Raw genomic sequence first — 26,692 nt, 5'->3', positions numbered from 1 at the left:
GCAGGAAGGCCGTGTCGAGCAATTCGAAAAGGCGATGTTTTGGGCCAATGTCATTGCGCTAGCCTTCACGTTCGTCTATGGCATGGCAACGGGCGGGCCGCTCGAAGACGTGCGCTATCGCATCGTATCGGCGACGTTTCTCGGATTGCAAGGCGTGCTGCTGCACGAGTTCGTGATCGCCAAGCGGTTCACCGCGCTCACGCTCGTCCTGTTCATGGGGACCATCCTCATCGAGCTGCTCAGTGTCACGCGCTCTTTGCTCGTCGGCACCGCGCTCCTCTTTGCGCTTGCGGTCTGGATGAGCGCGCCTTCGCTGCGCTATCTCGTGCGGGCGCTCCTGCGCGCCACGGTGGCCACGATCCTGCTCGGCGGGATGGCATTCGGGGCGGCTACGCTTTTTCCGGCGGTGGCCGGCCACTGGACACAGCGGCTTTTCTTCGCCGAAAAGGCCACGGCGACGGGCAAGGACCCGACGACCGTCACCCGTCTGGCCGAAATGAAATATCAGTACGACGAAGTCACGTCCGCGCCGGTATCGACGCTCTTCGGGATGGGCTACGGACACGAGTATCGCTATTCGCCGAGCTATTTGCCCGATTTGCAAGGGCAGATGACCAAAAAGGACTTCTACGCGATTCACGACTGGTCGGCTGGACACAACTTCTGGGTCTATCAGTTCTTTGCGGGCGGGTTGTTCTTCGGCGTCGCCATGCCGGTAGCCATCCTTTTCGCGCTCTATCGTTGCACCATCACCTACCGGCGATGGCGCATGCATATGCCGCATGTTCCCTATCTACCGGTGCTCGGCCGCGCAATTCTGCTCACGGCGGCCTTGCCCGCCACCTCGATCGGCGGCAATCCGCTCGGTCCGCGTTTTTCCGGACTCGTCTTCGGTGTGTCGCTCGGATTGATGATCGCGATGCACGTGCAGTTGCGTCGGCTGGGAGCGCAGATGAGGCCCGCACCGATACGACATCAACCGGCAGTCGGTCGGCCCGTACCGCAGACCGCGCTCGGCGCGCAACGGCGGCAGAGCGACGGCGTCGACGACCGGCACGAGCCGTCGCTCGCTGCGCCAATCGCTCCGCCGCCAGCTCCGACGCCGGCGCTCACGCAGCGCCGCGACGACGACCGTATCGAGCCGCAATAACGCCATGAGAATCCTTCAGTTGACAGCCACGCTCGATCCGGAAGCAGGCGGTCCGGCCGAAGGCGTGCGGCAAAGCGTCCAGGCGCTTTCCGCGCTCGGGCATCGGGTCGAGATCGCCTCGCTCGATGCGCCCGATGCGCCGTTCCTCGCTCAGCCGGGCGCGATCGTCACCGGACTCGGCCCGCCGCAAGGAAAATACGGACGCACGCCCCATGCGGTGCCGTGGCTGCGCGAACACGCGCCGCGCTTCGACGCCGTCGTCGTCAACGGCCTCTGGCAGTATCACGGCTTTGCGGCGTGGCGCGCGCTGCGAGGCCTCGGCGTGCCGTACTACGTGTTCGCCCACGGCATGCTCGACCCCTGGTTCAAGCGCGCGTATCCGCTCAAACATTTGAAGAAGTGGCTTTATTGGCCGTGGGCTGAATACCGCGTGCTGCGCGATGCGCGCGCAGTCCTGTTCACGACCGAAGAGGAACGCGTGCTCGCACGCCAATCGTTCTGGCTGTATCGCGCGCGCGAGCAGGTGGTTTCGTATGGCACGGCGGCGCCGCCCGCTCACGCGGCCCCGCTGCGCGCAGCGTTCTTCGCAGCGCGGCCCGAGCTCGCGGGCAAGCGGCTCATTCTCTTTCTTGGCCGCATCCACCCGAAAAAGGGCTGCGATCTGCTGCTGCGCGCGTTCGCCAATCTCGCACAACGCGCAGGCGACGCGCATCTCGTACTGGCCGGCCCCGGCAGCGACGACACGCTCGCCGCGCTGCGCGACGAGGCACGACGCGCCGGCATCGAAGCACGCGTCACCTGGGCCGGCATGCTCAAGGGCGAGCTCAAATGGGGCGCCTTCTATTCCGCCGATGCGTTCGTGTTGCCGTCGCATCAGGAAAACTTCGGCATCGCTGTCGTGGAGGCGCTCGCGTGCGGCGTGCCCGTCTTGATCTCGGACAAGGTCAACATCTGGCGCGAAGTGGCCGGTGATGGTGCGGGGTTTGTCGCCCCCGATACCGTGGCAGGTACGGAGCGCAACTTGAGGCGCTGGTTCGCGCTCGACGAGCAAGCGCGCACGCGCATGCGCGCGCGGGCTGCCGCGACGTTCCACGAGCGCTTCACCGCAGAAGCGCACGCCAGGCGGCTGATCGACGTGCTCGAGGCCGATGCGGCGCGTCCGACTTACCCGCTCGAGCGTTCGGCGCGATTATCGTCGTCCTAGACGATCTCGGCTCCTAACCCGTGAGGGCCCGCGCGATCGCGCGGGCAGCCCGCACATCGCGCGATATCGCAGCGGCCGCTCGTCACTCCTTTGCTATGCGCGAGAGCGTCGCGGCGGCGAACGGCAGGGAATCGACCTTCGCGTCGCCGTTGCCGGCGTTCGCGTACGCGTCGTTGCTCGCCGGGAGTGCATCGACCCTGCCGAGCGAAGAGGCCAGCCGCTCAGCCAGCCGTAGCGCGAGCGCCGTGATCGTGATGGTGGGAAAGTTGGCGCCCACGCTCGGGAACACGGAGGAGCCGGCAATGTGCAGATTGTCGATGCCGTGAACCTTGCAGTCCCGGTCGACCACGCCTTCGTGCGGAGAATCGTGCATACGCGTGGTGCCCATGTGATGCCAGGTCCCTTCGAGCGACGACGGCCACGCACGGCCCTCGAGCGGCTCGTCGAGCCGTACCTGCGCGACACCGCTCGCACGCAATTCATCGGCCATCAAGGCGAAGGTCCGGTCGAACGTGCGCTGCACGAGCGAATCGAGCCTCCATGCAACCTTGACGCGCGGCATGCCGAGCCGGTCGCGCGATTCGCTCAACGTCACGCGCGAATCGCGGTTCGGCGCCGCCTCGACGATCGCCTGCAGTTTGACATCGGTGATCAGCGCGCGCGGCTGAAAAAGCCGCGTCAAGCCAAAGCCGACCGTATCGATGGGATGGGCGGCCATCGTGGCGACATCGTCGCGCAAGCGCCACCCCGGTTGATCTTTCTTCAAGAGCGCCTGCTTGCAGCGGATCAGCGCCTCGGCGCCGGCGCTGCCCTCACCGTAGAACAGGGAGAAGAACCAGACGCGCGAGTTCAGTAGCTGCTCGCGCCGCAGCACGTCGGGCGTCAACGCGAACTGCGACGAGATCGGCGTGCCCAACGCGGCCACGGCGGCGTTCTGGTAATGGAACTTGATGTCGTAGAGCTTGTTGCGCGCCCACGCTTCGGAGAATCGGACGCTCGCGGACATGATGCGCGGATGGTCCATGAAGAACCGGCCGACGACGTCGTTGCCGTTGCCCAGCCCCGCCGGCTGCACACGGTTGGAAGCGAGCAGGATGCGTGCGTTCTCGATACCGCCCGCGGCAAGCACGTACTGTTTCGCGCGCACGGCGATGCGGCGGCCCGATAGCGTGGCGACTGCGATGCCCGTCACGTGCGAGGCGGTGCGATCGGTCTCGATATCGACCGCATTGGCATGCAGAAAAACCCGCACGCTTGCCGAACGCTCGAGCGCGCTGCGATAGAGCTTGCCGAAGCGCGCGGGCGGGCTGAACTGCGCGACCGTATCGCGGACCTTGCCCGTCACGAGCGGAATGCGGCGCACGTCCGGTCGCCCGATCGCGCGCTCCCAGAATTCCGGATCGAAATTGTTCGGGCCGAGCTTGAGCCACGCATGCGTGCGCGCATAGTAGGGCGCCAGCTCGTCGAGCCCGAACGGCCAGCCGCTATGCGGCACCCACTCGCGCTTGTCGAAGTCCCATGGATCGAGCGGGCGGCACCAGCCGCCCCAACAATTGCTGCTCCCGCCGAGAAAACGGCTGCGGCTGCCATCGGCAAACGAGTATGGCAGGCCGGCATTTTCGCCCCGATACAAATCCCGCGTTTCATCATCGGCCTTGTATCCGCCGCTTTCGAGCAGACATGTATCGATGCCAAGCCGATTCATTTCAAGCGCGAGCGTAATCCCCGCCACGCCCGCGCCAACAATACAAACCGTAGCTTCGACGATGTACCCCTCGTCGACAGTGCGTGTATCGACAAACATTCTTTTTCCCCAGTTTTATTGGGATAATGAGCCGGTGCGTTTTCCTCGTCGGCCAATTTCGCGCCGCCTCCGGCCAACGAAATTCCGTTCAATTATGAATAGTCGGTGAAGCGAAGTTAAAACCAAAAAAATTATTGCGCATACGATCCGATGAATTACGCAATACCGTCATGTTTGCTCTTTTTATCTGCATTATCAAAAGCGCTTGCGCAGGAGCCGGCACGGATTGCCGCCATAAACACCCTCCGCATCGAGCGAACGATGCACGACCGACAGTGGTGTGACCACGGCCGAGCGCCCGATGGTGACCCCCATCTGCACGACGCATTTCGAGGTGATCCAGACGCCGTCTTCGATGACGATCGGTGCCACGCGCAAATCCATCGTCGTCGACATGTCATGCGAGCCCGCGCTCAGAAACGTGCCTTGCGAGATACAGACGTGCGAGCCGATTCGAATGGGCGCCTGGTTGTAGATCCAGACATCGACGCCGAACCAGCAGTGATCGCCGACTTCCAGATTCCAGGGTGCCTTCACGCGCAGCGGATGCACGAAACGACAGCCGGTGCCGATCTTCGCGCCGAAAAGGCGCAATAGCGCAACGCGGACAGCGGAGATCGGCAGGAGCTTGTTGTTGATCACGCACGCTTCGACGAGGAACCAGATCGCTTCGATCAGCCTGCTGCGGCGTGCAACGTAATTGCCCTTGCCCGCCCGCGACAAGTCGATGACGCGCCGTGCGGCGGCCGAGTCGGCAGGGGCGCCTGTCACGCGCGCACTCCCGGCCCGCCTCGCTGACAGGTCGTCGTTGTCAAGGCGCGCTTGCGCGGCCTCGTCATGGTCGATATGGCGCTCCATCGCCGATGCCCTCGAATGTTCTTGCTCTCGTGCGGCGATTATCGAGCGCGACGCATGCCACGATTTGTCGGCAGCCGCACGGATGGCGGGCGGTTACGGTGTTTTGGCGGCGCCGCAGGGTCTGCCCGCGCGAGCATGGGAGCTGTCAGACGTTGCACAAGGGAGTCTGCTTGTGACACTGTTTTCGCAGCATCGACATGGCGCCGGATGGGCGCAAGAAGGCAGAGCGCGGCGAACTGAGCTCGCGCGGACCGCGCACGCCGCACTCGTGTCCGCGGCCGCATGCGTTGCGCTCTTTGCCGCTGCGCCGCTCGCCGCTGCGCCGCCCGGCGCACCCGCCGGGGCGCCCGGTGCCGGCAATGCCCGCAACAACAACAACGCCGCCGCAGCCCCCGGCACGGCCGGGGACCGAGCGGCCGCGGCGCGCACCACCGCCAATCAGTTACGCGGCATCGGCAACGAGGAAGCGCTCATGGGCGGCCCCCCCGCCTATAGCAATCCGTATCCAACGGCGGGCGACGCGGACGAAGCGCGTCAAACGGAATTGATGAAGGCCGAGCGCGTGCCGACAGGCGGCGGCCCTGGCCTTGGCTACGATCCGCTGCCACCGGGCGGTCGTCGCCGGCCGCCCCCGGCGGATGACGCGAACGGGGGCGCAGCCGGGGCCGACAACGGGCCCGCACGCACGCCGCAAGCCGCCGCGCAAGCAGCCTATCGCGACGCGTTCAAGGGCCCGGCCAATGGGAATGCAAACGGACAGACCGTCTATCGGATGCCGTGGTAGCGCGCGAGGGCGCGACTACTGCGCGACTACTGCGCGGCTACATGGACGGCGACTTCGACCGTATGCTCCCCACCTCCGAGGATGATGCCGCGCAGCAGCGATACGTCGGTATAGTCGCGGCCATAGCCGAGCGTGACGTGATCGAGATCGGCCAGCACATCGTTGGTGGGATCGAAATCGACCCAGCCGGTCCCGGGACAAAACACCGATACCCACGCGTGGGATGCATCGGCGCCGATGAGCCGCGGTGTCCCCTCCGGTGGCACCGTGCGCAAGTAGCCGCTCACGTAGCGAGCCGCCAGGCCGATCGAACGCAGGCAGCCGATCATCACTTGCGCGTAGTCCTGACAGACCCCCTGGCGTAGATGAAACGCGCGCAGCGCGGGCGTATCGAATTCGGTGGCCTGCGGCGCGTAGACGAAATCGGCATGGATCCGATGCATGAGGTCGGTGGCGCCCACGGCGAGCGGCGTGCCGGGCGCGAAGCTCGATTGCGCGTACGCCCGCAGCTCCGGTGCGAGCGCGATGTTCGGCGAGGCGAAGACGAATTCGCTCTCGGGCATATAGGGCTCGCCGGCGCGGTAGCGCAGGGCGGCGGCGACAGTGTCCCAGGCCGGTGTCGCCCACACGTCGAGCGCCGCCCAGCGCTCGGCCAACTCGACCGTCGTTTCGCTCGTGACTTCCAGGTAGTCGTGCGGGGCCTCGAAGGAAAAGTAACGCACCTCGTTACCGAACGCATCGATGTGGGCACTCTCGTAAGCGGGCACCGGGTCGATCTTCAAACGATGCGAGAGCACACGCTGCCAGGCGCAATCGAGCGGCCGGAGTGCGGCGAGATGCTGTGCCGTCTCGACCGGCACCGTATAGCGATAGGTCGTGACGTGCGAAACCGACAGCCTCAGCTCTGCGCTCATGTCGATAGCCTCGCTGCCAGCGGGTTGTCCGCGTGGGAGAAGTAGCGGCTGCTGATCTCGTTCGATGCCGCGGCCACATGCGAGGCCAGTTCGTCGCATAGGGCGGCGAGCGTCGCGTAGCGCCCCGCGGCGTCGGTGCTGCAAAGGCGCTCGAGCGTCGGCAGCGACGATACGGGCGGCATGGCCTCGCCGAACGGCCGCCGCACCGCGCCGCCCGCGGCCGCGGCGATCTCGTCGAGTTTCTTCGCGAGCCGCTCGTAGACGCCGTAGAGCCCACGCGGATTCGTCGGGTCGACGACGACGAGATCGATCAATGCGGGCACCTCGAGCCGCCCCGGATACAGCGAGCGATAGGTCAGCGTGCTGTCGAAAAGCTGCAGCAGCAGATCGAAGCCGGCAGGCGTGGCCAGCACGCCTGCGTCGGCCACGACGCGCAACAGCGTCGTCATCCCGATCACGCGCTCGATGTGCCGGCCCGCGAAGAGCAGCCGCCATGCTTCGTCGCGGACCATGCGATCGCCTTGCGCGCCGCTGATGGCCGAAAGCTGCATGGCGAGCGTCTCCAGCGCGTTCATCAGCGCGACGCGATCGTACGAATCGTAGCGCTCGCCCTGCCCCGCCTCCTCCCCTCGTGCGTTCGACGGCGGCACGAGCGACAGCGCATGCAGTGCATCGCGAAAATCGTTGCGCGCGGCGAGAATCGTCCGCCAGTGGTCGTTCGAGAGCCGCGCGCGGATTTCGCCGCAAGCCCGCGCCTGGCTCGCGATGATGCGACCGATGCTGGCCGTGCCCGAGTGCTCGTGCAAACCGGCCACCAGCGCGCGTTCGAACGCATGGCGCGTGGGCCGGGCCGCCGGTTCGGCAGCCCCAATGAGCTCGAAGCGCGCGGCGAGCTCCACGAGCGTGGCCAGCATCTCCTCGGAATCGTGGCTGTCGAGCGAGCCGAGAATGAGGCGGGCGAGCCGCACGCTGTTTTCCGCGCGCTCGCTGTAGCGCCCGGCCCAAAACAGGTTTTCGGCGGCGCGGCTCGATACGGTGCGGCGGCGATAGGCGAAATCGCCGGGCTTCATCGGAGTGGGCAACAGCGAAAAGGTCGAGCCCGGCCGGCTCGACAGCACCCAGGTATCGACGCTGCTGCCGCCCGACTGCATCGAGACGCTCGTTTGCCGATCGCCCGCCATGCGCGTGAACGCGCCCGGCAGCACGTGCCAGCTGCCCGACGCCCCCGCGATCGCATACACGCGCAGCGCGCAGGGGCGGTGCGATAACGTGCCGTCCTCGTAGCGCGGCGCGCACGAATAAGGCAGCGGCGCCTGGATCGTGAACGCGTCGGGCGCCTGCTCGATGCGCGCGCGCCAGTCGGCCAGACGCTGCGGTCCGGCCGCAAGCCCGGGCGGCATGTCCGATGAGGCCGGATGCGGCAGTCCTGCCCAGGTCGGCGCGAGCCATGCATCGGTCAGCCGCGCGAATGCGTCTTCGCGCACGGCCGCTTCGCCGCACCACCAACTGGCGACACTCGGCAAAGCGAGGGGCTCGCCGAACAACGCTTCGGCGATCTTGGGCAAGAAACCGTGCAGCGCCGCGGACTCGACCACACCGGCCCCCGGGGCGTTGGATACGACGACATTGCCGGCGCGCATGACCTCCAGCAAGCCCGGCACGCCGATGCTCGATTCGGCGCGCAGCTCGACCGGATCGCAAAAGCTGTCGTCGAGCCGGCGCAGCAGGCCGTGCACGCGCTCGAGGCCCGCCAGCGTCTTCAGATAGAGTTTGTCGCCGCGCACCGTGAGATCGCTGCCTTCGACGAGTGTGAGGCCGAGATAGCGCGACAGGAACGCATGCTCGAAGTAGGTCTCGCTGAACGGCCCCGGGCTCAACAGCGCGATATGCGGCGAGCCGGCGCGGGCCTGGCGCTCGTCGTCGGTCATCGTCGTGCGCGCCGCCTGCGCGAGCGTCGCGATCAACTGCGAGTACGACGGGGCGAGCCGTTGCACGCCGAGCGCGCGAAACGGCTGAGCGAACAGGCTCGAAACGATGAGCCGGTTCTCCAGCGCGTAGCCGAGCCCCGACGGCGCCTGCGTGCGGTGCCCCATGACGGTCCATTCGCCAGCGGGCCCGCGGGCCAGATCGACTGCCACGATCTGCAGATATCGGCCGCCCGGCGGCAAACAACCCTTCATCGGGCGCAGATAGCCCGGATGCCCGAATACGAGCGCCGCCGGCAACAAGCCGCGCGCAAGCACCGTCTGCGCACCATAGATATCCGCGATGAGCGCCTCCAGCAGTCGCGCGCGCTGCGCGACACCGCGCTCGATCGTCGCCCATTCGTTCTCGTCGACGATGAACGGGAGCAGATCGAGCGCCCAGGGCCGCGGCTCGCCGTTATCGGCATAGACGTTATAGGTGATGTCGTTGTCGCGGATCTGCCGGGCGATAGCGGCTGCGGCAGGCTCGAGGCCCGCGACGCCGTCCACGCCCAGCAGGCCGAAAAAACGCCGCCACGGCGCGCGCAAGGCGCCGGTGGCATCGCGCAGCTCGTCCCAATGGCCGGCGCGCGTCGGAACGTCGAGCAATCGCGCGAGCGCATCGGCGACATCGGCCGCGGCATCGAACGGCAGGGTCGATTGAAAAGGCAAAAGGCTCTCTGGCTTCGGTCAGTCGTCGCCGCCGACACGCCGCAGATCGAGCGTAAAAGGCATCTCGAGGCTGCGCTCGCGCGCCTTTACGGACATCGGCCCGGGCGTGTGACCGATCGTAAAGAAGCGCGCACGCCGCCGGCTCTGCGCTTCGTAGGCATTGACGGGAAACGTCTGATAATTGCGTCCACCCGGATGTGCGACATGATACTGGCATCCGCCGAGCGAGCGCTCGGCCCAGTTGTCGACGAGATCGAACGTGAGCGGCGCATGCACGCCGATGGTCGGGTGAAGCGACGACGACGCCTGCCATGCGCGAAAGCGCACGCCCGCCACGTACTCGCTCGCACGGCCCGTAGGCTGCAGCGGCAGCGGCACGCCGTTGACCGTTACGGTATGGCGGTTTTCGTTGAGACCGAGCGCGCGCACCTCGATGCGCTCGAGCGAAGAATCGACGAAGCGCACCGTGCCGCCTGGCCCCCCCTCCTCGCCCATGACGTGCCAGGGCTCGAGCGCATGGCGCAGCGTCAGCGCGACGCCGCTCGCATCGAACTCGCCGACGAGCGGGAAGCGGAATTCGAAATGCGGCGCGAACCAGGCACGATCGAACGCGTAGCCGGCCGCGCGAAGATCGGCGAGCACATCGTCGAAATCCATCTGCACGAAGGTGCTCAACATGAAGCGATCGTGCAGCTCGGTGCCCCAGCGCGTGAGACGCGTCGTGTACGGCGTGCGCCAAAAACGCGCGACGAGCGCGCGCAGCAGCAGTTGCTGCGCGAGGCTCATGCGCGCATGCGGCGGCATCTCGAAGCCGCGCAGCTCGAGCAAGCCCAACCGCCCCGTAGGACCGTCGGGCGAATAGAGCTTGTCGATGCAGAATTCGGCGCGGTGCGTGTTGCCCGTCACGTCGATGAGGATGTTGCGCAATGCACGATCGATGAGCCAGGGGGGCACCGACTCGTCGCCCGCGCCCAGCGCCGCGAGTCCGTCGAGCTGACGCTGCAGCTCGCGAAACGCGATCTCGAGTTCGTAGAGCTGATCGTTGCGGGCTTCGTCGACGCGCGGCGCCTGGCTCGTCGGACCGATGAAGAGCCCGGAGAACAAGTACGACAGCGAAGGATGGTTGTGCCAATAGCCGATGAGGCTTGCGAGCAGATCGGGGCGGCGCAGGAAGGGGCTGTCGGCCGGCGTCGCGGCGCCCAGCACCATGTGATTGCCGCCGCCTGTACCCGTATGGCGTCCGTCGAGCATGAACTTTTCGGGGCCCAGATACGATTCGTGCGCGGCGCGGTAAAGGAACGCCGTGTTGTCGACGAGCTCGCTCCACGTCGCGGCCGGATGGATGTTGATTTCGATGACGCCGGGATCGGGCGTCACCTGCAGCAGCTTCAGGCGCGCATCGCGCGGCGGCGGATAGCCTTCGATCACGATCTTGACCTGCAGGTCCGCAGCCGTCGCCTCGACGGCCGCCAGCAGGTCGAGATAGTCGTCGAGCGCGGCCAGCGGCGGCATGAAGACATAAAGCGCGCCGCCTTTGCGGCCCGCCGCCGCGGCGTCAGCCTCCGCTTGCGGCCCGGCCGCGCGCGAGGGATCGCGCGCTTCGACGCAAAGCGCCGTGCGATGGAGCCATGCCGCCGATTCGCCGTGCTCCGGCATACGCGCATCGGCCGCGGCAGCGTCGCCGCCTTGCCCTCGCGATGCGCCGGCGGGACCCGCAGCCCGGGCGGGCTTCGCAACGTCGTTTGCCGCATCTACCGGCGACGCATACTGCGCACGCAATTGCGTTGCGCTGCGCAACGCGGCCGGCGGCCCGAACGGATCGTGCTCGTGCAGCCGGGGATGGTCCGCCGCACCGACCCAGGGCAGCGCATCGAGCGGCAACCGATAGCCCATCGGCGAGTCGCCCGGAATCAGGTACATGCGCTCGTCGCGAAAGAACCAGGGCCCCGTGATCCAGCGCGGGCCTGCGAGTGTCGCCGCCGTGTCCCGTTCCCGCGCAATCGGCAGTGCGTAACCGGTCACGGCTGCCAGGCCCGCATCGAAGATACGCCGCAGCCGCAGGCGTTCGAGCTCGTCGTCGAGACGCGAATCGAACGGATCGACGTTCACCGGCAAGCGTCGCTCGCGCCACAGGTAGTACCAGACATCCTCGTAGCCGGGCTGGATATGCGTGTCGTCGAGCGCGAGCTTGCCCGCCAGATGGCGGATGAACCGGCCGGCATCGTCCGCGGTGTAGTGCATCGGATCGCGCTCGTCTGCGAAGCGCGTCGGGTCCTGCCAGCACGGCTCGCCATCCGCGCGCCAGAAGAGCGACAGCGCCCAGCGCGGTAGTTGCTCGCCCGGATACCACTTGCCCTGCCCCACGTGCAGGAAGCCGTTCGCGCCATATCGGGCGCGCAGCTTGTCCATCAGCGAGACCGCATAGCCACGCTTGGTCGGCCCGAGCGCATCGGTGTTCCACTCGGCGGCATCGCGCTCGCGCACCGAGACGAACGTAGGCTCGCCGCCCATCGTGAGCCGCACGTCCATCGACTCGAGATCCGCGTCCACGTGCGCGCCGACGCGCTCGATGTCCTGCCAGAGCGCATCGTCGTAAGGCTTGGTCACGCGCGGCGTCTCGAGCACACGCGTGATCGACATGCTGTGCGAAAACTCGACCTCGCATTCGTCGAGTGCGCCCGCTACCGGCGCCGCGCTGCCCGGCTGCGGCGTGCACGCGACGGGAATATGCCCTTCGCCGGCGAGCAGCCCCGACGTGGGATCGAAGCCGATCCAGCCCGCGCCCGGCAGATAGACCTCGCACCACGCGTGCAGATCGGTGAAGTCGACCTCCGTTCCGCTCGGACCATCGAGCGCTTTCTCATCGGGGGCGAGCTGCAGCAAATAGCCCGAGACGAAGCGCGCGGCAAGGCCGAGATGGCGCAGCGTCTCGACGAGCAGCCAACCTGTGTCGCGGCACGAGCCCGAGCCTTTATCGAGCGTTTCTTCCGGCGTTTGCACGCCGGGCTCCATGCGGATCAAATAGCCGATCTCATCGGCCAGACGCTGGTTGATCGCGACGAGAAAGTCGACCGTGCCGCACGGCGTGCGGTCGATGCTTTCGACGAAAGCGGCAAACCGCGGCGTCGGCTCGGCCGCGCGCACGAGATACGGCGCAAGCTCGGCGGCAAGCGCGCTCGCATAAGTGAACGGGAATTTCTCCGCCTCCGGTTCGAGAAAGAAATCGAACGGGTTGTAGACGGACATTTCGGCCACGAGATCGACCGTGACCTGGAATTCGCGCGTGGGCTCGGGAAAGACGAGGCGCGCTTGGTAGTTCGCAAAGGCATCCTGCTGCCAGTTGACGAAATGGTTCGCCGGCTCGACGCGCATCGAATACCCGAGGATGGGCGTGCGGCAATGCGGCGCCGGCCGCAGCCGGACGACTTGAGGCCCGAGCGTGATCAGGCGGTCGTAGCGGTACCGCGTGACATGATTTAACGCGACGCGAATCGACACGTGAGTACCTCGAAGCGGTGAGCGGGAAACGTTTCGGCCGCGGCGCTCATGCCGCGTGCGGCTGAGACTGGGACTGCGTTTGCGATTGCGATTGCGATTGCGATTGCGATGATTGCGATTGGGACTGAGATGCTGTTTGAACGACGGCAGCCTCCGGTTCCGGCGCGAGCGGCACGAGGAAATCGCGGCTGACACGGCTGCCGAGTTCGTTGATCCGCACGAGGAAATCGGTCAGCCAGGCATGCAGCCCGCCACGCAGGATGTCGCCGATCGACGCGGCCCGCACATCGGCATGGAGTTGCACGGCCATCGCCTCCGCGTGCGCGGAGCGCGCGTTACGCACCCGCGCGATGATCTGGCGAACTTCGTCGAGGCTCGCCGCGAGCGAGCGCGGCCAGTCCGCGAAGAGGATCAACAAGTCCGCGACGCGCTCCGGCGTGATCACATCGCGGTAGACCTTGCGATAGACCTCGAAGCCCGACACCGAGCGCAGCACTGCTGCCCAGTGATAGTAATCGAGCGACTGCGCGAGCGGCTGGGTCAGCATGCCGCCGCGTTGCTCGAGCATCTCGTACTTGACGTCGAGAATGCGCGCGGTGTTGTCGGCCCGCTCGAGGAACGTGCCCAGGCGCATGAAGTAAAACGCCTCGTCCTTGACCATGGTGCCGAGTTGCACGCCGCGCGATAGATGCGAGCGGAATTTGACCCACTCGAAGAACTGGCCCGGATCGCGATCGAGCACGCCGTCGGCGAGCATGCGCTGCGACTCGAGCCACGTCGTGTTGAGCGTTTCCCAAAGATCGGTCGTGATGGCGCCGCGCACGGCGCGTGCGTTTTCCCGCGCGGCACGCAAGCAGTTGACGATCGACGAGAGGTTGTCGCGATCGCTCGACATGAAGGCGATCACGTCGCGGCTCGTCATGCGCGGATGCGCGGCCTCATACCTGTCCGCGAGCTCGGAAATGGACAGCATGGCGCGCCAGCCCAGCGCCGCGTATTCGTCCGATTGCGGCAACAGCGCCATTTGATAGTTCGCATCGAGCATGCGAGCCGTGTTCTCGGCACGCTCGGTATAGCGAGCCATCCAGAAGAGATGGTCGGCGGTGCGGCTTAACATACTGTCTCCCGATGCGTTCGTGGCAAGAGCGAAAATGCGGCGGTACCGCGCGACCTACTGTTCGAGCACCCAGGTGTCCTTGGTACCGCCCCCTTGCGAAGAATTGACGACGAGCGAGCCCTCGCGCAACGCAACGCGCGTGAGGCCTCCGGGCACCATCCGCACTTCGCTGCCCGAGAGCACGAACGGCCGCAAATCGATGTGGCGCGGGGCAATGCCTGCCTCGACATAGGTGGGGCAGGTCGAGAGTGCCAGTGTCGGCTGCGCGATGTACTTGTCGGGCTGCGCAATCAACGCGGCGCGAAACGCCTCGATCTCGGCCGCGCTCGACGCGGGACCGACGAGCATCCCGTAGCCGCCCGCGCCGTGCGTTTCCTTCACGACGAGTTCCGACAGATGATCGAGCACGTAGCGCAGGTCGTCCGGCTTACGGCACATCCACGTCGGCACGTTGTTGAGGATCGGCTCCTCGCCGAGATAGAACCGCACCATGTCCGGCACGTACGGATAGATCGACTTGTCGTCGGCGACACCGGTGCCCACCGCATTGGCCAGCGTCACGTTGCCGGCGCGGTAGGCCGCGAGCAAACCGGCCGCGCCGAGCGTCGAATCCGGTCGGAACACCTCCGGGTCGAGGAAGTCGTCGTCGACCCGTCGGTAAATCACATCGACGCGCTGCGGCCCCTGCGTGGTCCGCATGTAGACGAAGCCGCCCTCGACGAACAGATCCTGCCCCTCGACCAGCTCCACGCCCATTTGCTGCGCGAGAAACGCGTGTTCGAAATACGCCGAGTTGTACATGCCCGGGGTGAGCACGACGATCGTCGGGTCACCCGCGCCGTGCGGCGCCGCCGAGCGCAGCGTATCGAGCAGCAGGTCCGGATAATGCGCGACCGGCGCGACGCGATTGCGCGCAAAGAGATCGGGGAAGAGCCGCATCATCATCTTGCGGTTCTCGAGCATGTACGACACGCCCGAGGGCACCCGCAGGTTGTCCTCGAGTACGTAGAACTCGCCGGCACCGGCACGCACGATATCGATGCCGGCGATGTGCGCGTAGATGTCGCGCGCCACATCCACGCCTTGCATCTGCGGACGGTACTGCCCGTTGGCGAGGATCTGCTCCGCGGGAATGACGCCCGCGCGCATGATCGCCTGATCGTGATAGACGTCGTGAATGAAGCGGTTCAGCGCGCAAACGCGCTGGCGCAGGCCCCGTTCGAGGGCCGCCCACTCGTGTGCCGGAAAGATGCGCGGAATGACGTCGAACGGAATCGTACGCTCGGTGCCGACCCCGGTCTCGTCCTTTGCGCCATAGACCGCGAACGTAATGCCGACGCGGCGGAAGTTCAGATCCGCTTCGGCGCGTTTGTTCGCAATCTGCTGCTCGCTTTGCGCGCACATCCACCCGTGGAATTCACGGTAGTGCGCGCGTGTTTCGCCGCAGCCTGGAAACTCGGCTGGCGGCACGCCCGCGATAGCGGGCCCATCGCGCTCGAACATCTCGCTGAAGAAGGCTTGCGTCATGGCCGATATTCCCGTCCGTTATTCGGGGCCGTTGGCGCTCAAAGCATGGCCCCGTCGAGCCCGACTATCGCCCTCATCGGGACGCAGTCGTTCGGTATCAAGCATTCTTCGATGGAGGCGGCAGCACGCGGCGGCCGCACTCGAAAGCCCGGTCGATCTCGCTTCGCCCGGCGCTCAACGCCACGGTAGCCGGCTGCGAGGCCGAGCGCGATAGGGGGAAAACCCGCAGCACAGGCCATGCGGCAGGCAACCGGACGTTGGGACGCATCAACGCAATTAGCGTGCCGATGCAAGCCAGGCTTGAGGAAGCGCGGATCAGCGACGGGTTATATCGGCGGACCGGCGGGGCTCCCAACGCTCACGCACTTCAATGGGGCATCAGTGAAAGCTGCGCCGCACCAGCACGGGGCACCGAAGCCCCGCGGGTCACCCGGCCCGCCGGGATTCGATCGCCGGCGTTGCGCGCCGGGCGCATTCGATGAGCCGCGCCTCCAGGCGCGCCAACACCGAGGCCGTGGACAGCGTCTCGCAGGCGAAGCGCCGAGCCTCCGCGCCGAGCCGCGCACGACGTGCCGGATCGTCGGCAAGATTCACGATCGCCCGCGCAAACGCGCGTGCATCGTCGGGTTCGACGACGATCCCGCGCGGAGCGACTGTGTCGTAAAGCTCCGTCCCGGAACGCGCCATCGCCACGATGGCGCGCGCGCTGGCCATCATGCCCGTGAGCTTCGAAGGCATGACCAGATCGGCCGCATCGGCGCGCTGCGGCAGCGCATGGATATCGGCGAGATTGAGCAGCTCGTTCAGCCGTTCGGCGGGCTGTAGGCCCAGCACGCGGCAGTTCGGAAGCGCTGCGCACCGTTGGGCGATACCGGCCTTCGTCGGGCCTTCGCCGCAAAAGACGAAGCAGATGTCGGTACGATGGGCGAGCAGGATGGCCGCATGGACGAGATGCTCGAGCCCCTGCTTCGTTCCCATGTTGCCCGCGTAGAGCACCACTTTCGCGTCATCGCGGATCGCAAGCGTTCGCCGGTACCCGCTCGGGCGATCGAGCGGACGGATCCCCTCGACATCGACCCAGTTCGGTGCGCAAAACGCTTTGGACGCGTCGACGCCCAGACGCGAAAGCCGCTCGACCATCTTCGCCGAGATCGACGAGACGACATCGAAGCGCGTGAGCAGCGAGCGCTCGACGCCGCGCGCGAGCCGGGCCGCGCGCGGGCTCCGAAGCATGCCCAGGCCAAACGCCGCATCCACTTCGAAGTCCTGAACATGCAGCCACGCGCGCGCACCCGTCATGCGCGCCACCGCCAGCGCGGCAGGGGCGCACAGCAGGGTCGGCGCGACAGCCATGACGACATGGGGCCGCCAGCGCAACTGACGCGCCATCGGCACGGCCGAGCTCAGCGCGAACGAAGCCAGGTGCACGAGACGCGTCGCACCGCTCGGGCGCGCCGGCACCCATAGCGGCGCGCGCCAGACAGTCACGCCCGCGCGCGTTTCGCGCCGATAACGCCAGGCGTGCCACCCTTCGGCCACGCGCCACTCAGGGTAGTACGGGGGCGCGGTGACGACGCGCACGTCGTGGCCGCGCACGGCCAGTGCCTCGGCCATCTCCGCCGTGTACTTGCCAGTGCCGGTCAACTCGGGCGCATAGTTCAGACCATAGACGAGCAGCCTCATTGGCGCAGTCGCTCCGCGCCGGTCGCCGGTTGATCGCCGCTCTTGTCGACGAGCATCGTCGCGCAGCCGCGCGCGATATTGGCCGCCGCCGAGCGCGGATCGAACCGCGCGATGCGTTCGAGGCACCGCTCCGCCGTCGCCCGCGTATCGGCGAATCGCTCCATCGCCATCAACAGCGTGTCGCGCAGCGCGGCGATATTGCCCGCTTCGAATGCATAGCCCGTTTCGCCCCTTACGACGAGCTCGGGCACGCAGCCGCACTGGTCGCTGACGACAGCCGGACAACCGTGGCTCAGCGCCTCGTTGACGACGAGGCCCCAAGGCTCGCTCGTGCTCGGCAGCACGAGGCACGACGCGGCGAAGTACTCGTTCGAAAGCGGCTCGTCTTGCAGACTGCCGACGAAATGTACGGTGCCGCGCACGCCGAGCGAATCGACGAGCGTCTTCAACGTATCGAGCATCGGCCCTGTGCCGACGATTCGCAGCGTCGCCGACGGTACGCTCATCCGTACCTGCGCGAACGCGCGTATCAGCGTATCGATGCTCTTTTCCTCGGACAGCCGGCCGACGTAGAGAAAAACCGGCTCGCCGCTCGCGCGCTTGTCGATACGCGCCTCGAGTGCGTGCTCGCTCGAATACGAGCGCGGCAAGGCCGCCGCCTGGCAAGGCACGAAGATGCGGTTCGCTTTCGCGCCGAGCGAGACGAGGTATTCGCGCGAGCGCTCGCCGAAACCGAAGTAACCGTCGCAAAGCGAGAAGAAGATACGCTTCGGAATCGACGTGGCCAATCGGCGAGGCTTGTCGCGCCCCGTCGAATCGCAAAACACCGCGCGCCGCTTGCGCGTGACGATACAGGCGGCGAGCATCGCCCAATACTCGGGCCGGTGGTAGCCCGGCAGCACGATCAGGTCCGACTTCGCCTTCACGACCTCCCATGTCAACCGCCCGATCATCTTCCAGGCCGGCACGTCTTCATAGCACCCGTCGAAGAGCTTTTGCATCGGGTACCGGTGAAACGAGTAGTCGACGTCCGAAAACCCGACGCGATCCGTTTCGGTATCGGCGATCTGGACCATCGAGTATCGGATGGTTCCGCTCGTCGACAAAGAGTGCAGCGCTGAAAACACAACGCCCTTGTGGCGCGACCACACTACGTTGTGAAAGATCGTCACGGTTGCTGTCATTTTTCGATTCATCCGTTCGAAGCCGTTTCGAGTTCGCAATGGTGCGAGCAAAAATCCTCGTAAGTCCGCGCGATGCCCTCTTCGAGGCCGATGCGCGCCCGCCAGCCCATCTGCGCGAGCCGGGAGACGTCGAGCAGCTTTTGCGGCGTGCCGTCGGGCTTCGTCGCATCGAATACCAGCTCGCCGTCGTAGCCGACGATGCGCGCGACGCACTCGGCCAGCTCGCGAATAGATAGATCTTCTCCCACGCCCACGTTGTAGACGCCCTCTCCCACGTCGCCCTCGAGCAAAAAGCGCGTAGCCCCGGCAAGATCGTCGACGTGCAGGAACTCGCGCCGCGGCGTACCCGTTCCCCACACAGTCAGTTGGGGTGCATGGGCCGCCTTCGCCTCGTGTGCCTTGCGGATCAGCGCGGGAAGCACGTGCGAGCCGCGCGGATCGTAGTTGTCGTTGGGGCCGTAGAGATTGGTCGGCATCAGCGAAACGTAATGCGTGCCGTATTCGCTGTTGTAGGCGTTGCACATCTTGAGACCGGCGATCTTGGCGATGGCATAGGCATCGTTGGTCGGCTCGAGCGCCGAGCTGAGCAGGTACTCCTCGCGAATCGGCTGCGGGCAGAGCTTCGGGTAGATGCATGACGAGCCGAAAAAGACGAGCCGCCCCACCTGCGCGCGATAGGCCGCATGGATCACGTTGGTCTCGATGGCGAGATTCTCGTAGAGAAAGCGCGCCGGCTGCGTGGCATTGGCGAGGATGCCGCCCACGCGCGCCGCCGCGAGCAGCACGATGTCGACACGGGCATCGTGAAAAAACGCGTTGACCGCATGCTGGTCCGTCAGGTCCAGTTCGGCGTGCGTGCGCGTGATGATGTTGCGATAACCGTGCGCATCGAGCTCGCGCACGAGTGCGGAGCCGACCATACCTCGATGGCCGGCCACATAGATGCGTGCTTCCTTGTCCATCGCTCAGGTCTCCTCACTCGTGGTGTTCGAGCGCTGTGAAGCCCGCGAGCGTAACGAGCGCATCACGCCGTGCGAGCTGATAATCGGCGCGGACCATTTCCTTCACCAGCGCCTCGAACGACGTGCGCGGCTTCCAGCCCAGCTTTTCGTGGGCCTTGGACGGATCGCCGAGCAATGTCTCCACCTCGGTGGGACGGAAGTAGCGCGGATCGACGCGGACGATCACGTCGCCCGGCGTCACGCGTATTTCGCGGTTCGCGACCTGCTCGACGATCCCCACCTCGTCCACGCCGGTGCCTTCGAAGCGAATCGTCACGCCGAGCTCGGCCGCGGCACGCTCGACGAACTCGCGCACGCTGTATTGCTCTCCCGTCGCGATGACGAAATCCTCGGGCTCTTCCTGCTGCAGCATCAGCCACTGCATTTCGACGTAATCGCGCGCATGGCCCCAATCGCGCAGCGCCGAGAGGTTGCCCAGATAGAGCTCCGTTTGCATGCCCACCGCAATGCGGGCAAGCGCGCGCGTGATCTTGCGCGTAACGAATGTCTCGCCGCGCACGGGCGATTCGTGATTGAACAGGATGCCGTTGCACGCATAGATGCCGTACGCCTCCCGATAGTTCACCGTCGTCCAGTACGCGAAGAGCTTCGCCACCGCATACGGACTGCGCGGGTAAAACGGTGTCGTCTCGCGTTGCGGGACTTCTTGCACGAGGCCGTAGAGCTCGGAGGTGGACGCTTGATAAAAACGCGCCTTGTTCTCCATGCCGAGGATGCGGATCGCCTCCAGGATGCGAAGCGCCCCGAGGCCATCGGCATTCGCCGTGTACTCCGGCTCGTCGAACGACACATGAACGTGGCTTTGCGCCGCCAGGTTGTAAATCTCGTCAGGCTCGATGGCTTGAATCACGCGCAGCAGACTCGCCGAATCGGTCAGGTCGCCGTGATGCAGCGTGAGCCGCTCGCCGCTTTCATGCGGATCGCGATAGAGATGATCGATGCGGTCCGTATTGAACAGCGACGTGCGGCGCTTCAGACCATGCACGACATAGCCTTTGTCCAGCAGCAGCTCCGCCAGATAGGAACCGTCCTGCCCGGTGATTCCGGTAATCAACGCGACCTTTTGGTTCATCGCCAATATCCTCTGTGTAGTGTGGCCGCGCCGCTTCCAATCCGGCGCGGTGGGTTTGCATCGCCGATCTCACTCGGCGATGCTTTCGTAACCGTAGTAGCCCCCGTTGTACGAGCCACCCAGCATCGGCACGGCGGGCGGCACATCTGTGAGCAAGACACCTTGCAGGTTCACGCCGCCGGTCTCGAGGCGTTTCGCCGTCTCAGTGATCTCCGCGATCGGATGCCGTCCATACCGCACGACCAGCAACGACGTACCGGCGTACTTGCCGATCACCGTCGAATCGGTGACCGCGAGCACCGGCGGCGTATCGATGATCACCAGGTCGTAATGCCGCGAGAGCGCGTCGAGCAAATCGCGGAAGCGCTCGCTCATGAGCAGCTCGGACGGGTGGCTCGGCAGCGTGCCTTTCGTCAGCACGTCGAGACCCGGCAGCACTTCGCGCTGGATGACGGAGGCCGGCTCGGCCCCACGCAGCACATCCGAGAGCCCCGGCTGATGGCGCACGCCGAAGTGCGAATGCACCTCGCCGCGCCGCATGTCGCCGTCGATCACCAGCACGCGCTTACCGGCCGATGCGACGAGCGCAGCCAGGTTGACCGACAGGAACGACTTGCCCGCGTCGGGACGGGAACCCGTCAGCATGACGATGTTGTTGCGCGCTTGATCGAGCGAGAGCTGCAGCGTGGTGCGCAGGCTGCGCACGCCTTCGACGGCGATGTCCTGCGGCGATTGCGCGGCCAGCACATGCAAGCCCTGCCGGCGCATCATCACGTTTTGCTGCAGACGCAATTGCAAGCCGCTTCGCGGCACCACCGCGAAAACCGGCACGCCGATCGCGTTCTCGATCTCGTCGGCACGCTCCACGCCGCCGTAAAGCGCCTTCTTCACGAACGCGGCCACGATGCCGAGGAAGAGTCCGCCGCCCAAGCCGATCAGAATCACGATGTAGCGTTTCGGCCAGACCGGCTGATCGGGCGTCTCGGCGAAATCGACGACGCGCACGTTGCCGACCTGCCCCGCCTTGACGACGCGCAGTTGCTGGGCGCTATTCAGCAGATTCGTATAAAGCTCGGTATCGACCCGCACATCGCGCAACAGACGCAACGCCGTCTGCTCGGTATCGGGCAGTTGCGCGACGTTCTTGGACATCTGCCCCTGCGACCCTTGCAGTTGCGCGATCTGCGCATCGAGCGCGGCCACCGCCGGATGGTTGGCCGTGAAGCGCTGCGACAGATCGGCACGCTGGCGCTGCAAGTCCGCGAGCTTCGTCTTGTTGTCGACGATCTGCTGCAGCAGCAACCGGCTTTCTTCGCTGAGGTCGACCGTGCCGTGCGTGTTCCGGAAATTGTTGTAACGCTGCTCCGCCGCATCGAGTTCGTGGCGCAACTGCGGCAGTTGCTCGTCCAGGAAGGCGAGCGTGTGCTCCGCTTCGGCGGAGCGGCGATCCGCGTCCTGTTTGATGAACTGGCGCGCGATACCGTTGACGATGTCGGCCGTCAGCTGCGCGTTCTCGCCTTGCAGCGTCACGTTGATCACACCCGATTGCAGTCCCGTCTCGGCCACGCGCAACGCTTTTTGCAAGTGCTCGACCGTGTCGAGCGTCGAGGCGCGCGTCAGATGAAACTGCGTACCGGGGCGAGCCGCGAGTTGATCGACATGCAACAGCACGGTGCCGGCCGCGGTCGCGGCTTTCACGTCTTCGCCCACCCGGCCGCTGGCAAGGGCAATACCATCGCCATCTTCGAGCGTGAAGGTGCCCGACGGTCCGGCGACCAGCGTAAACGGCTTGCCGTAAAGCGCTTTCGGCGTATCGAAGCGGGTCACGCCGATTTTCTCGTTGCCCCACGCGAAGCCGCCGAGGTTCATGAAGGGATCGACCTTGAAACCCCACTTGCCCGTCGTCAGCGCAGCGAGGATCGAGCCGATGACCGGCACGGTCCGCGGTTCGACGGTCGTATCGAGGTGCAGATCGCGCACCGTCGCCTCGGTGACGAGGCGCGACTTCAGTAGTTCGATTTCGGCTGCGGTCGTCGCCTTGCGCGTGAACATCCGCGAGAGCGGCTCGATCTGTTGCTGCTGATTGCCGCCGCCTCCGTTTTCGCCATTCTGGACGTCCTCGACCTGGATGACTGCATCGGCCTTGTATACGGGCCGCGTCAGAAACGCGTAGCCCACTGAAACCAGCGTCACGGCCAGCGTGATCGTCGCGATCAGTCGCCAGTTTCCGACGATCGCCTGAAGATAGTCCGTCAGGCGCAATTCGTCGGCTGCCGTCACGTCGGTGTAGCGGTTTTCGAAATTCATAGCCATATCCGTTGCCCCGTTGCTGACCGTCCCGTCATGCCGCGCCGCGCACGACGGGACGAATGGGTTGCACTATTTCGTCACGATGGCCGCCGTCAGCCCCGCGTTGATTGCCGGCAAGAGCAGATTCAGCACGCGGTTGAACTTGACGAGCCCACCGTTATCGACATACACGACGTCCTTCGGCTGCAACGCGAACTGATTCGCGAGCACCATCGAAACGGGCGACGTTGCGTCGAGGTGATAGATCTGCGGCTGGTTGCCCGTCGACGACGTGCGAATGACGAAGAGCTCCTTGGCCTTGGCGGTGTTCGGGTTGATGCTGCCGGCCTCTGAGAGCGCCTGCGCGAGCGAGAGCCTGCCGCTGCGCATCGGCAGAACGGTCGCCGGCTTGTTGACCTCGCCCATCACATAGACGCCGTGCTCGTCGCGCGAACCGACCCGCAGCATGTCGCCGGGCTTCAAGACCAGATCGTTGGGGTTGTGCCCGCTCTTCACGATCTCGTTGAAGTTGATCGGGTAGCTGGTGCCGCCGCGCACGAGCGTGACTTCGCCCTGATCGGCGGCTCCCGTGAACCCGCCGGCGCGGCCGATGGCCTGCGTGAGCGTCATGCCGATGTCGTTGATCTGCTGGGCGCCCGGCTTGCCGACTTCGCCGTCGACGTAGATCTGCGACGCGCGGTACGAGGTGATACGCACCGTCACTTCCGGGCTCTTGTAGACCCGGCTGATACGCGACACGATCTTGCGCCGGATCGTTTCAGTGCTGTCGCCCGCCACATGCACGACGCCCGCATACGGGAACTGGATGTTGCCCGCTTCGTCGACGACGAAGCCCGGTGCCGCGTCCGCGTCGCGCGTCGTCGCCGCCGGCTGGCCGAGCGCGGCCGCAAGCTCGGGGTGATCCCAGACCGTGATCTGCAGCACGTCGCCCGGGCCGACCGTGTAGGGGCCCGCCTTGCCGAACAAGCTCAGGATGTCGGGCGAAAGCTTCGGCTGGCCCGCCTGGGTGCCCATTTGCCGAATCAACGCGAGGTTGATGTCGGTGATTGGAATCTGCGTCTTCTGCACCGGCTCCTTGCTGTACTCGCCGCCCGTCTCGTCGACGGTCGCCGGGGTATCCATGCGCTGACCCGGCACGATGGAACACGCTCCGAGCGTGCCCGCCAGCGCGATGAACCCAACCATTACGTATGCGCGAACGCGCTCGACCGAATAGCACATGACCCTTCCCTCCCGTGCCGGTTATTGGTTTTGGCGCCCGCCCGCAACGTGCCGGTGCAGACGCCGCTCTTCATCGACCGTCAATATGCGTTGGTATGCCTGAACCCTTTCACGACGGTCGCGGCGATGATTCGCATGTCCAGTGCGAACGACCAGTTGCCGAGGTAATACAAATCGTGCGCAACGCGCCGCTCCATTTTTTCGATGCGGTCCGTCTCGCCCCGATAACCATTGACTTGCGCCCAGCCGGTGATGCCGGGCTTGATCCGATAGCGATGGATGTAGCCGGCGACAACCTTCTGATAGAGATCGTCGTGTTCGAGCGCATGCGGACGCGGTCCGACGACAGACATGTCGCCTTTCAACACATTGAAAAACTGCGGCAGTTCGTCCAGGCTCGTGCGACGCAAGAAGGCGCCGACGCGCGTCACGCGCGGATCGTGCCGCACCGCTTGCTTGACCACGCCGGGTTTCTCATCGTGGATCCGCATCGAGCGGAACTTGTAAATCGTGAAGACGCGTCCGTCGGCGCCTTTGCGCTTTTGCCGGAAGAACACGGGACCCGGCGACGAAACCTTCACCGCGATCGCGATGACCAGCAGCAGCGGGGCGAGGCCGATCAGCGCACACAGCGCGAACACGCGATCGAAGATCTCCTTTTTCAACATGGCGCTCGGCGAGAGCGGCGAGGCCATGAGATTGATCGCGGGCACCCCGAGCAGATCGATGATGCCGCTCGTGTCGAACAGGGCGAGGGCGCGAATATCGGGCATGAAGCGAATGTTGATGAGATCTTCGTGGAACTCGCGCACCACGCGCAAAATCGTGCGCTCCTCGGATAACGGCAAAACGAGCCAGAGTTCGTGCAGATCGCTCGCACGCACGTACTTGACGAAGGCATCGAAATCGTCGAACCGCTCCACCTTCGGCTCCGCATGATCGAGCGCGGCCAGTTCGTGCCGCGGATCGCCGTTCGGCAGATAGACGGCCGTTGCACGGAAACCGGTCGCCGGTGCCGCTTCGATCCGCCGCAGGATGCCCTCGCAGTGCGTACCGCATCCGACGATCGCGACTTGATGCAGATTCAGGCCGGCGTGGCGCAGCCGCGCCAGCAGGGCATGCGCGACGAGGCGATAGGCGATCAGCGACCCGGCGGCCAATGCACTCCAGTAGGCGAACCACAGGCGCGAAATGAAATCGATCTGGCGCAGCGAGAACATGACCATCAACGCGCAAGCCTGCACGACGATCCATGCGAGCGCGACCTGGCCCGCCAACACGCGCTTGGAGCGCCCGCGCCACGACTCGTAGACGCCGAACACGGGGAACAGCACGAGCGCAAAGGCCGCGGTGTAAAGCGCAAACGCATCCGCAAAGCCGTCTCGAGCCCAGTCCTCGAACCGCAAATGCGACGCCAGGACCGCCGCCGCGACGATCAGCGCGACGTCGCACAATCGTGCAAAGAGGCCTTGGAAGTCACGCATGTTCGTATCTCCGCGAGCATCGGGCGGCCGTCAGGACGCCAGGCCCTTGCCGTTGCGGCGCTGGTCGTTACCGGGGCGGTCGCTGCCGTGGTGGTCGCCCGCATGTCCATTGCCGTCGCCATTGCTGGCGACATGGACACTGCCGTTGCCGTTGCTGGCGCCATTGCCGTTTCCACTGCCGTGGCCGTGGCCGGTGCCATTGACGTTGCTGCTCGCATTGCTCCCATGGTTGTCCTCGGCCGCGGCCGGCGCGCATCGACCGTATTGGTCGTCGAAACGCACGATGTCGTCTTCGCCGAGGTAGGCGCCCGATTGCACTTCGATGATTTCGAGCGGCATCTTGCCGGGGTTGTCGAGCCGGTGGAGCACGCCGAGCGGAATGAACGTCGATTCGTTTTCGCTCAACAGGAACTGCTCCTCGCCGCGCGTGACGAGCGCGGTGCCGCGCACGACGATCCAATGCTCGGCGCGATGGTGGTGCATCTGCAGCGATAGCCGCGCGCCAGGCGAGACGACGATGCGCTTGACCTGGAAGCGGTCGCCATGATCGATGGAGTCGTAAAAGCCCCACGGACGCCGTACCTTGCGGTGCGCATCGGCCTCCGGCGCATGATCGGCCTTGATGCGGGCGACAAGCCCTTTGACGCGCTGCACGTGCGACCGGTCGGCGACCAGCACGGCGTCGGGTGTCTCCACGACAACGATGTTGGCCGTTCCGACACATGCCACGAGCCGGCCCTGCGAATGCGCATAGGTCGATGTCGCGCCTTCGAAGACGACGCGGCCGCGTGCCACGTTGCCTTGCGCATCCTTCTCGAGCGCATCCCAGACGGCATCCCACGAGCCGAGGTCCGACCAGCCCGCGTTGAGCGGCACGACGACGCCCTCGCACGGCGCATCGGCGCCGCCGAGCCGCTCCATCACCGCATAGTCGATCGAATCGGCCGGTGTCTGCGCGAATGCTTGCGCACCCGGTGTGAAACGCGTGTCTTGCGTCGCGCCGCTCGCGAACGCCGCGAGACACGCGTCATGCATCGCGGGCTGCAGGGCGCGCAGCGTCGCAAGCCATACCGATGCACGCATGACGAAGATGCCGCTGTTCCACCAGTAGCTGCCCGCGGCGAGATACTGCGCGGCGAGTTCCGCCGCCGGCTTCTCGACGAAGCCGCCAATCCGATGTGCGCCGTCGCCCAACGCGTCGCCGATGCGGATGTAGCCGAAGCC

18 protein-coding genes are annotated in these 26,692 nt (G+C 65.7%); 3 read left to right on the top strand and 15 right to left on the bottom strand.

The annotated features are described in order from the left end of the window. A partial coding sequence (locus VGL01_RS00090) for a hypothetical protein (protein ID WP_331565837.1) occupies positions 1-1,150 on the top strand: 1,150 nt, incomplete at its 5' end. 4 nt (positions 1,151-1,154) lie between these two features. After that, positions 1,155-2,354, top strand: coding sequence for a glycosyltransferase (locus tag VGL01_RS00085; protein ID WP_331565835.1), 1,200 nt, complete (start codon positions 1,155-1,157; stop codon positions 2,352-2,354). 82 nt (positions 2,355-2,436) lie between these two features. On the opposite strand, the gene VGL01_RS00080 is transcribed toward VGL01_RS00085, so the two are convergent. Then, complete coding sequence (locus VGL01_RS00080) at positions 2,437-4,158, bottom strand: GMC family oxidoreductase (RefSeq protein ID WP_331565833.1); 1,722 nt, start codon at positions 4,156-4,158, stop codon at positions 2,437-2,439. Positions 4,159-4,353: 195 nt separating this feature from the next. Next, positions 4,354-5,016 carry a putative colanic acid biosynthesis acetyltransferase gene (locus VGL01_RS00075; protein ID WP_331565831.1) on the bottom strand — a complete coding sequence of 221 codons (663 nt, stop codon included), beginning with the start codon at positions 5,014-5,016 and terminating at the stop codon, positions 4,354-4,356. A 172-nt stretch (positions 5,017-5,188) separates the two neighbouring features. Here VGL01_RS00075 and VGL01_RS00070 point away from each other — a divergent pair, with 172 nt between their 5' ends. Continuing rightward, on the top strand, positions 5,189-5,800 hold the full coding sequence (locus VGL01_RS00070) for a hypothetical protein (RefSeq protein WP_331565829.1): 612 nt from the start codon (positions 5,189-5,191) through the stop codon (positions 5,798-5,800). Between the two features lie 26 nt (positions 5,801-5,826). Here the strand turns inward: VGL01_RS00070 and VGL01_RS00065 are convergent, their stop codons facing one another. The 13 genes from VGL01_RS00065 to VGL01_RS00005 form a co-directional block, all read right to left on the bottom strand. Next, positions 5,827-6,714 carry a transglutaminase family protein gene (locus VGL01_RS00065; RefSeq protein ID WP_331565827.1) on the bottom strand — a complete coding sequence of 296 codons (888 nt, stop codon included), beginning with the start codon at positions 6,712-6,714 and terminating at the stop codon, positions 5,827-5,829. Beyond that, a complete protein-coding gene (locus tag VGL01_RS00060) occupies positions 6,711-9,350 on the bottom strand; it encodes a circularly permuted type 2 ATP-grasp protein (protein ID WP_331565825.1) in 2,640 nt (879 codons plus the stop codon). The genes VGL01_RS00065 and VGL01_RS00060 overlap by 4 nt, the downstream gene beginning before the upstream one ends. 18 nt (positions 9,351-9,368) lie before the next feature. Beyond that, positions 9,369-12,848, bottom strand: a complete 3,480-nt coding sequence (locus tag VGL01_RS00055) for a transglutaminase family protein (protein ID WP_331565823.1) — start codon at positions 12,846-12,848, stop codon at positions 9,369-9,371. Between the two features lie 46 nt (positions 12,849-12,894). Next, positions 12,895-13,965, bottom strand: coding sequence for an alpha-E domain-containing protein (locus VGL01_RS00050; protein WP_331565821.1), 1,071 nt, complete (start codon positions 13,963-13,965; stop codon positions 12,895-12,897). 54 nt (positions 13,966-14,019) lie between these two features. After that, a complete protein-coding gene (locus VGL01_RS00045; protein WP_331565819.1) occupies positions 14,020-15,492 on the bottom strand; it encodes a circularly permuted type 2 ATP-grasp protein in 1,473 nt (490 codons plus the stop codon). A gap of 426 nt (positions 15,493-15,918) precedes the next feature. Then, positions 15,919-17,175: a glycosyltransferase WbuB gene (locus tag VGL01_RS00040; protein ID WP_331565817.1), complete on the bottom strand. Its 1,257-nt coding sequence runs from the start codon at positions 17,173-17,175 to the stop codon at positions 15,919-15,921. Further along, the gene (locus tag VGL01_RS00035; RefSeq protein WP_331565815.1) at positions 17,172-18,359 is read right to left on the bottom strand and encodes a glycosyltransferase family 4 protein; all 1,188 of its coding nucleotides are present in this window, start codon (positions 18,357-18,359) and stop codon (positions 17,172-17,174) included. The genes VGL01_RS00040 and VGL01_RS00035 overlap by 4 nt, the downstream gene beginning before the upstream one ends. A gap of 8 nt (positions 18,360-18,367) precedes the next feature. Next, the gene (locus VGL01_RS00030; protein ID WP_331565813.1) at positions 18,368-19,321 is read right to left on the bottom strand and encodes a GDP-L-fucose synthase; all 954 of its coding nucleotides are present in this window, start codon (positions 19,319-19,321) and stop codon (positions 18,368-18,370) included. Between the two features lie 13 nt (positions 19,322-19,334). Continuing rightward, positions 19,335-20,453 (bottom strand): GDP-mannose 4,6-dehydratase, encoded by a 1,119-nt coding sequence (gene gmd / locus VGL01_RS00025; protein WP_331565811.1) that lies wholly within the window; start codon positions 20,451-20,453, stop codon positions 19,335-19,337. A 69-nt stretch (positions 20,454-20,522) separates the two neighbouring features. Then, the gene (locus VGL01_RS00020; protein WP_331565809.1) at positions 20,523-22,766 is read right to left on the bottom strand and encodes a polysaccharide biosynthesis tyrosine autokinase; all 2,244 of its coding nucleotides are present in this window, start codon (positions 22,764-22,766) and stop codon (positions 20,523-20,525) included. Positions 22,767-22,832: 66 nt separating this feature from the next. After that, complete coding sequence (locus VGL01_RS00015) at positions 22,833-23,984, bottom strand: polysaccharide biosynthesis/export family protein (RefSeq protein WP_331565807.1); 1,152 nt, start codon at positions 23,982-23,984, stop codon at positions 22,833-22,835. An 80-nt stretch (positions 23,985-24,064) separates the two neighbouring features. Then, positions 24,065-25,468, bottom strand: coding sequence for an undecaprenyl-phosphate glucose phosphotransferase (locus VGL01_RS00010; RefSeq protein WP_331565805.1), 1,404 nt, complete (start codon positions 25,466-25,468; stop codon positions 24,065-24,067). Positions 25,469-25,498: 30 nt separating this feature from the next. Continuing rightward, the coding region (locus VGL01_RS00005) for a mannose-1-phosphate guanylyltransferase/mannose-6-phosphate isomerase (protein ID WP_331565803.1) at positions 25,499-26,692 on the bottom strand (1,194 nt) is incomplete at its 5' end.

This window comes from Trinickia sp., from assembly GCF_036503415.1.
GTDB lineage: Bacteria > Pseudomonadota > Gammaproteobacteria > Burkholderiales > Burkholderiaceae > Trinickia.
This window is presented reverse-complemented; position numbering and strand designations above follow the sequence as displayed.

What these genes read in the sequence shown, in the direction of transcription:
- VGL01_RS00085 (WP_331565835.1), top strand. Translation starts at nt 1,155, where the DNA reads ATGAGAATCCTTCAGTTGACAGCCACGCTCGATCCGGAAGCAGGCGGT.
- VGL01_RS00080 (WP_331565833.1), bottom strand. Translation starts at nt 4,158, where the DNA reads ATGTTTGTCGATACACGCACTGTCGACGAGGGGTACATCGTCGAAGCT.
- VGL01_RS00075 (WP_331565831.1), bottom strand. Translation starts at nt 5,016, where the DNA reads ATGGAGCGCCATATCGACCATGACGAGGCCGCGCAAGCGCGCCTTGAC.
- VGL01_RS00065 (WP_331565827.1), bottom strand. Translation starts at nt 6,714, where the DNA reads ATGAGCGCAGAGCTGAGGCTGTCGGTTTCGCACGTCACGACCTATCGC.
- VGL01_RS00050 (WP_331565821.1), bottom strand. Translation starts at nt 13,965, where the DNA reads ATGTTAAGCCGCACCGCCGACCATCTCTTCTGGATGGCTCGCTATACC.
- VGL01_RS00045 (WP_331565819.1), bottom strand. Translation starts at nt 15,492, where the DNA reads ATGACGCAAGCCTTCTTCAGCGAGATGTTCGAGCGCGATGGGCCCGCT.
- VGL01_RS00040 (WP_331565817.1), bottom strand. Translation starts at nt 17,175, where the DNA reads ATGAGGCTGCTCGTCTATGGTCTGAACTATGCGCCCGAGTTGACCGGC.
- VGL01_RS00035 (WP_331565815.1), bottom strand. Translation starts at nt 18,359, where the DNA reads ATGACAGCAACCGTGACGATCTTTCACAACGTAGTGTGGTCGCGCCAC.
- VGL01_RS00030 (WP_331565813.1), bottom strand. Translation starts at nt 19,321, where the DNA reads ATGGACAAGGAAGCACGCATCTATGTGGCCGGCCATCGAGGTATGGTC.
- gmd (WP_331565811.1), bottom strand. Translation starts at nt 20,453, where the DNA reads ATGAACCAAAAGGTCGCGTTGATTACCGGAATCACCGGGCAGGACGGT.
- VGL01_RS00020 (WP_331565809.1), bottom strand. Translation starts at nt 22,766, where the DNA reads ATGGCTATGAATTTCGAAAACCGCTACACCGACGTGACGGCAGCCGAC.
- VGL01_RS00015 (WP_331565807.1), bottom strand. Translation starts at nt 23,984, where the DNA reads ATGTGCTATTCGGTCGAGCGCGTTCGCGCATACGTAATGGTTGGGTTC.
- VGL01_RS00010 (WP_331565805.1), bottom strand. Translation starts at nt 25,468, where the DNA reads ATGCGTGACTTCCAAGGCCTCTTTGCACGATTGTGCGACGTCGCGCTG.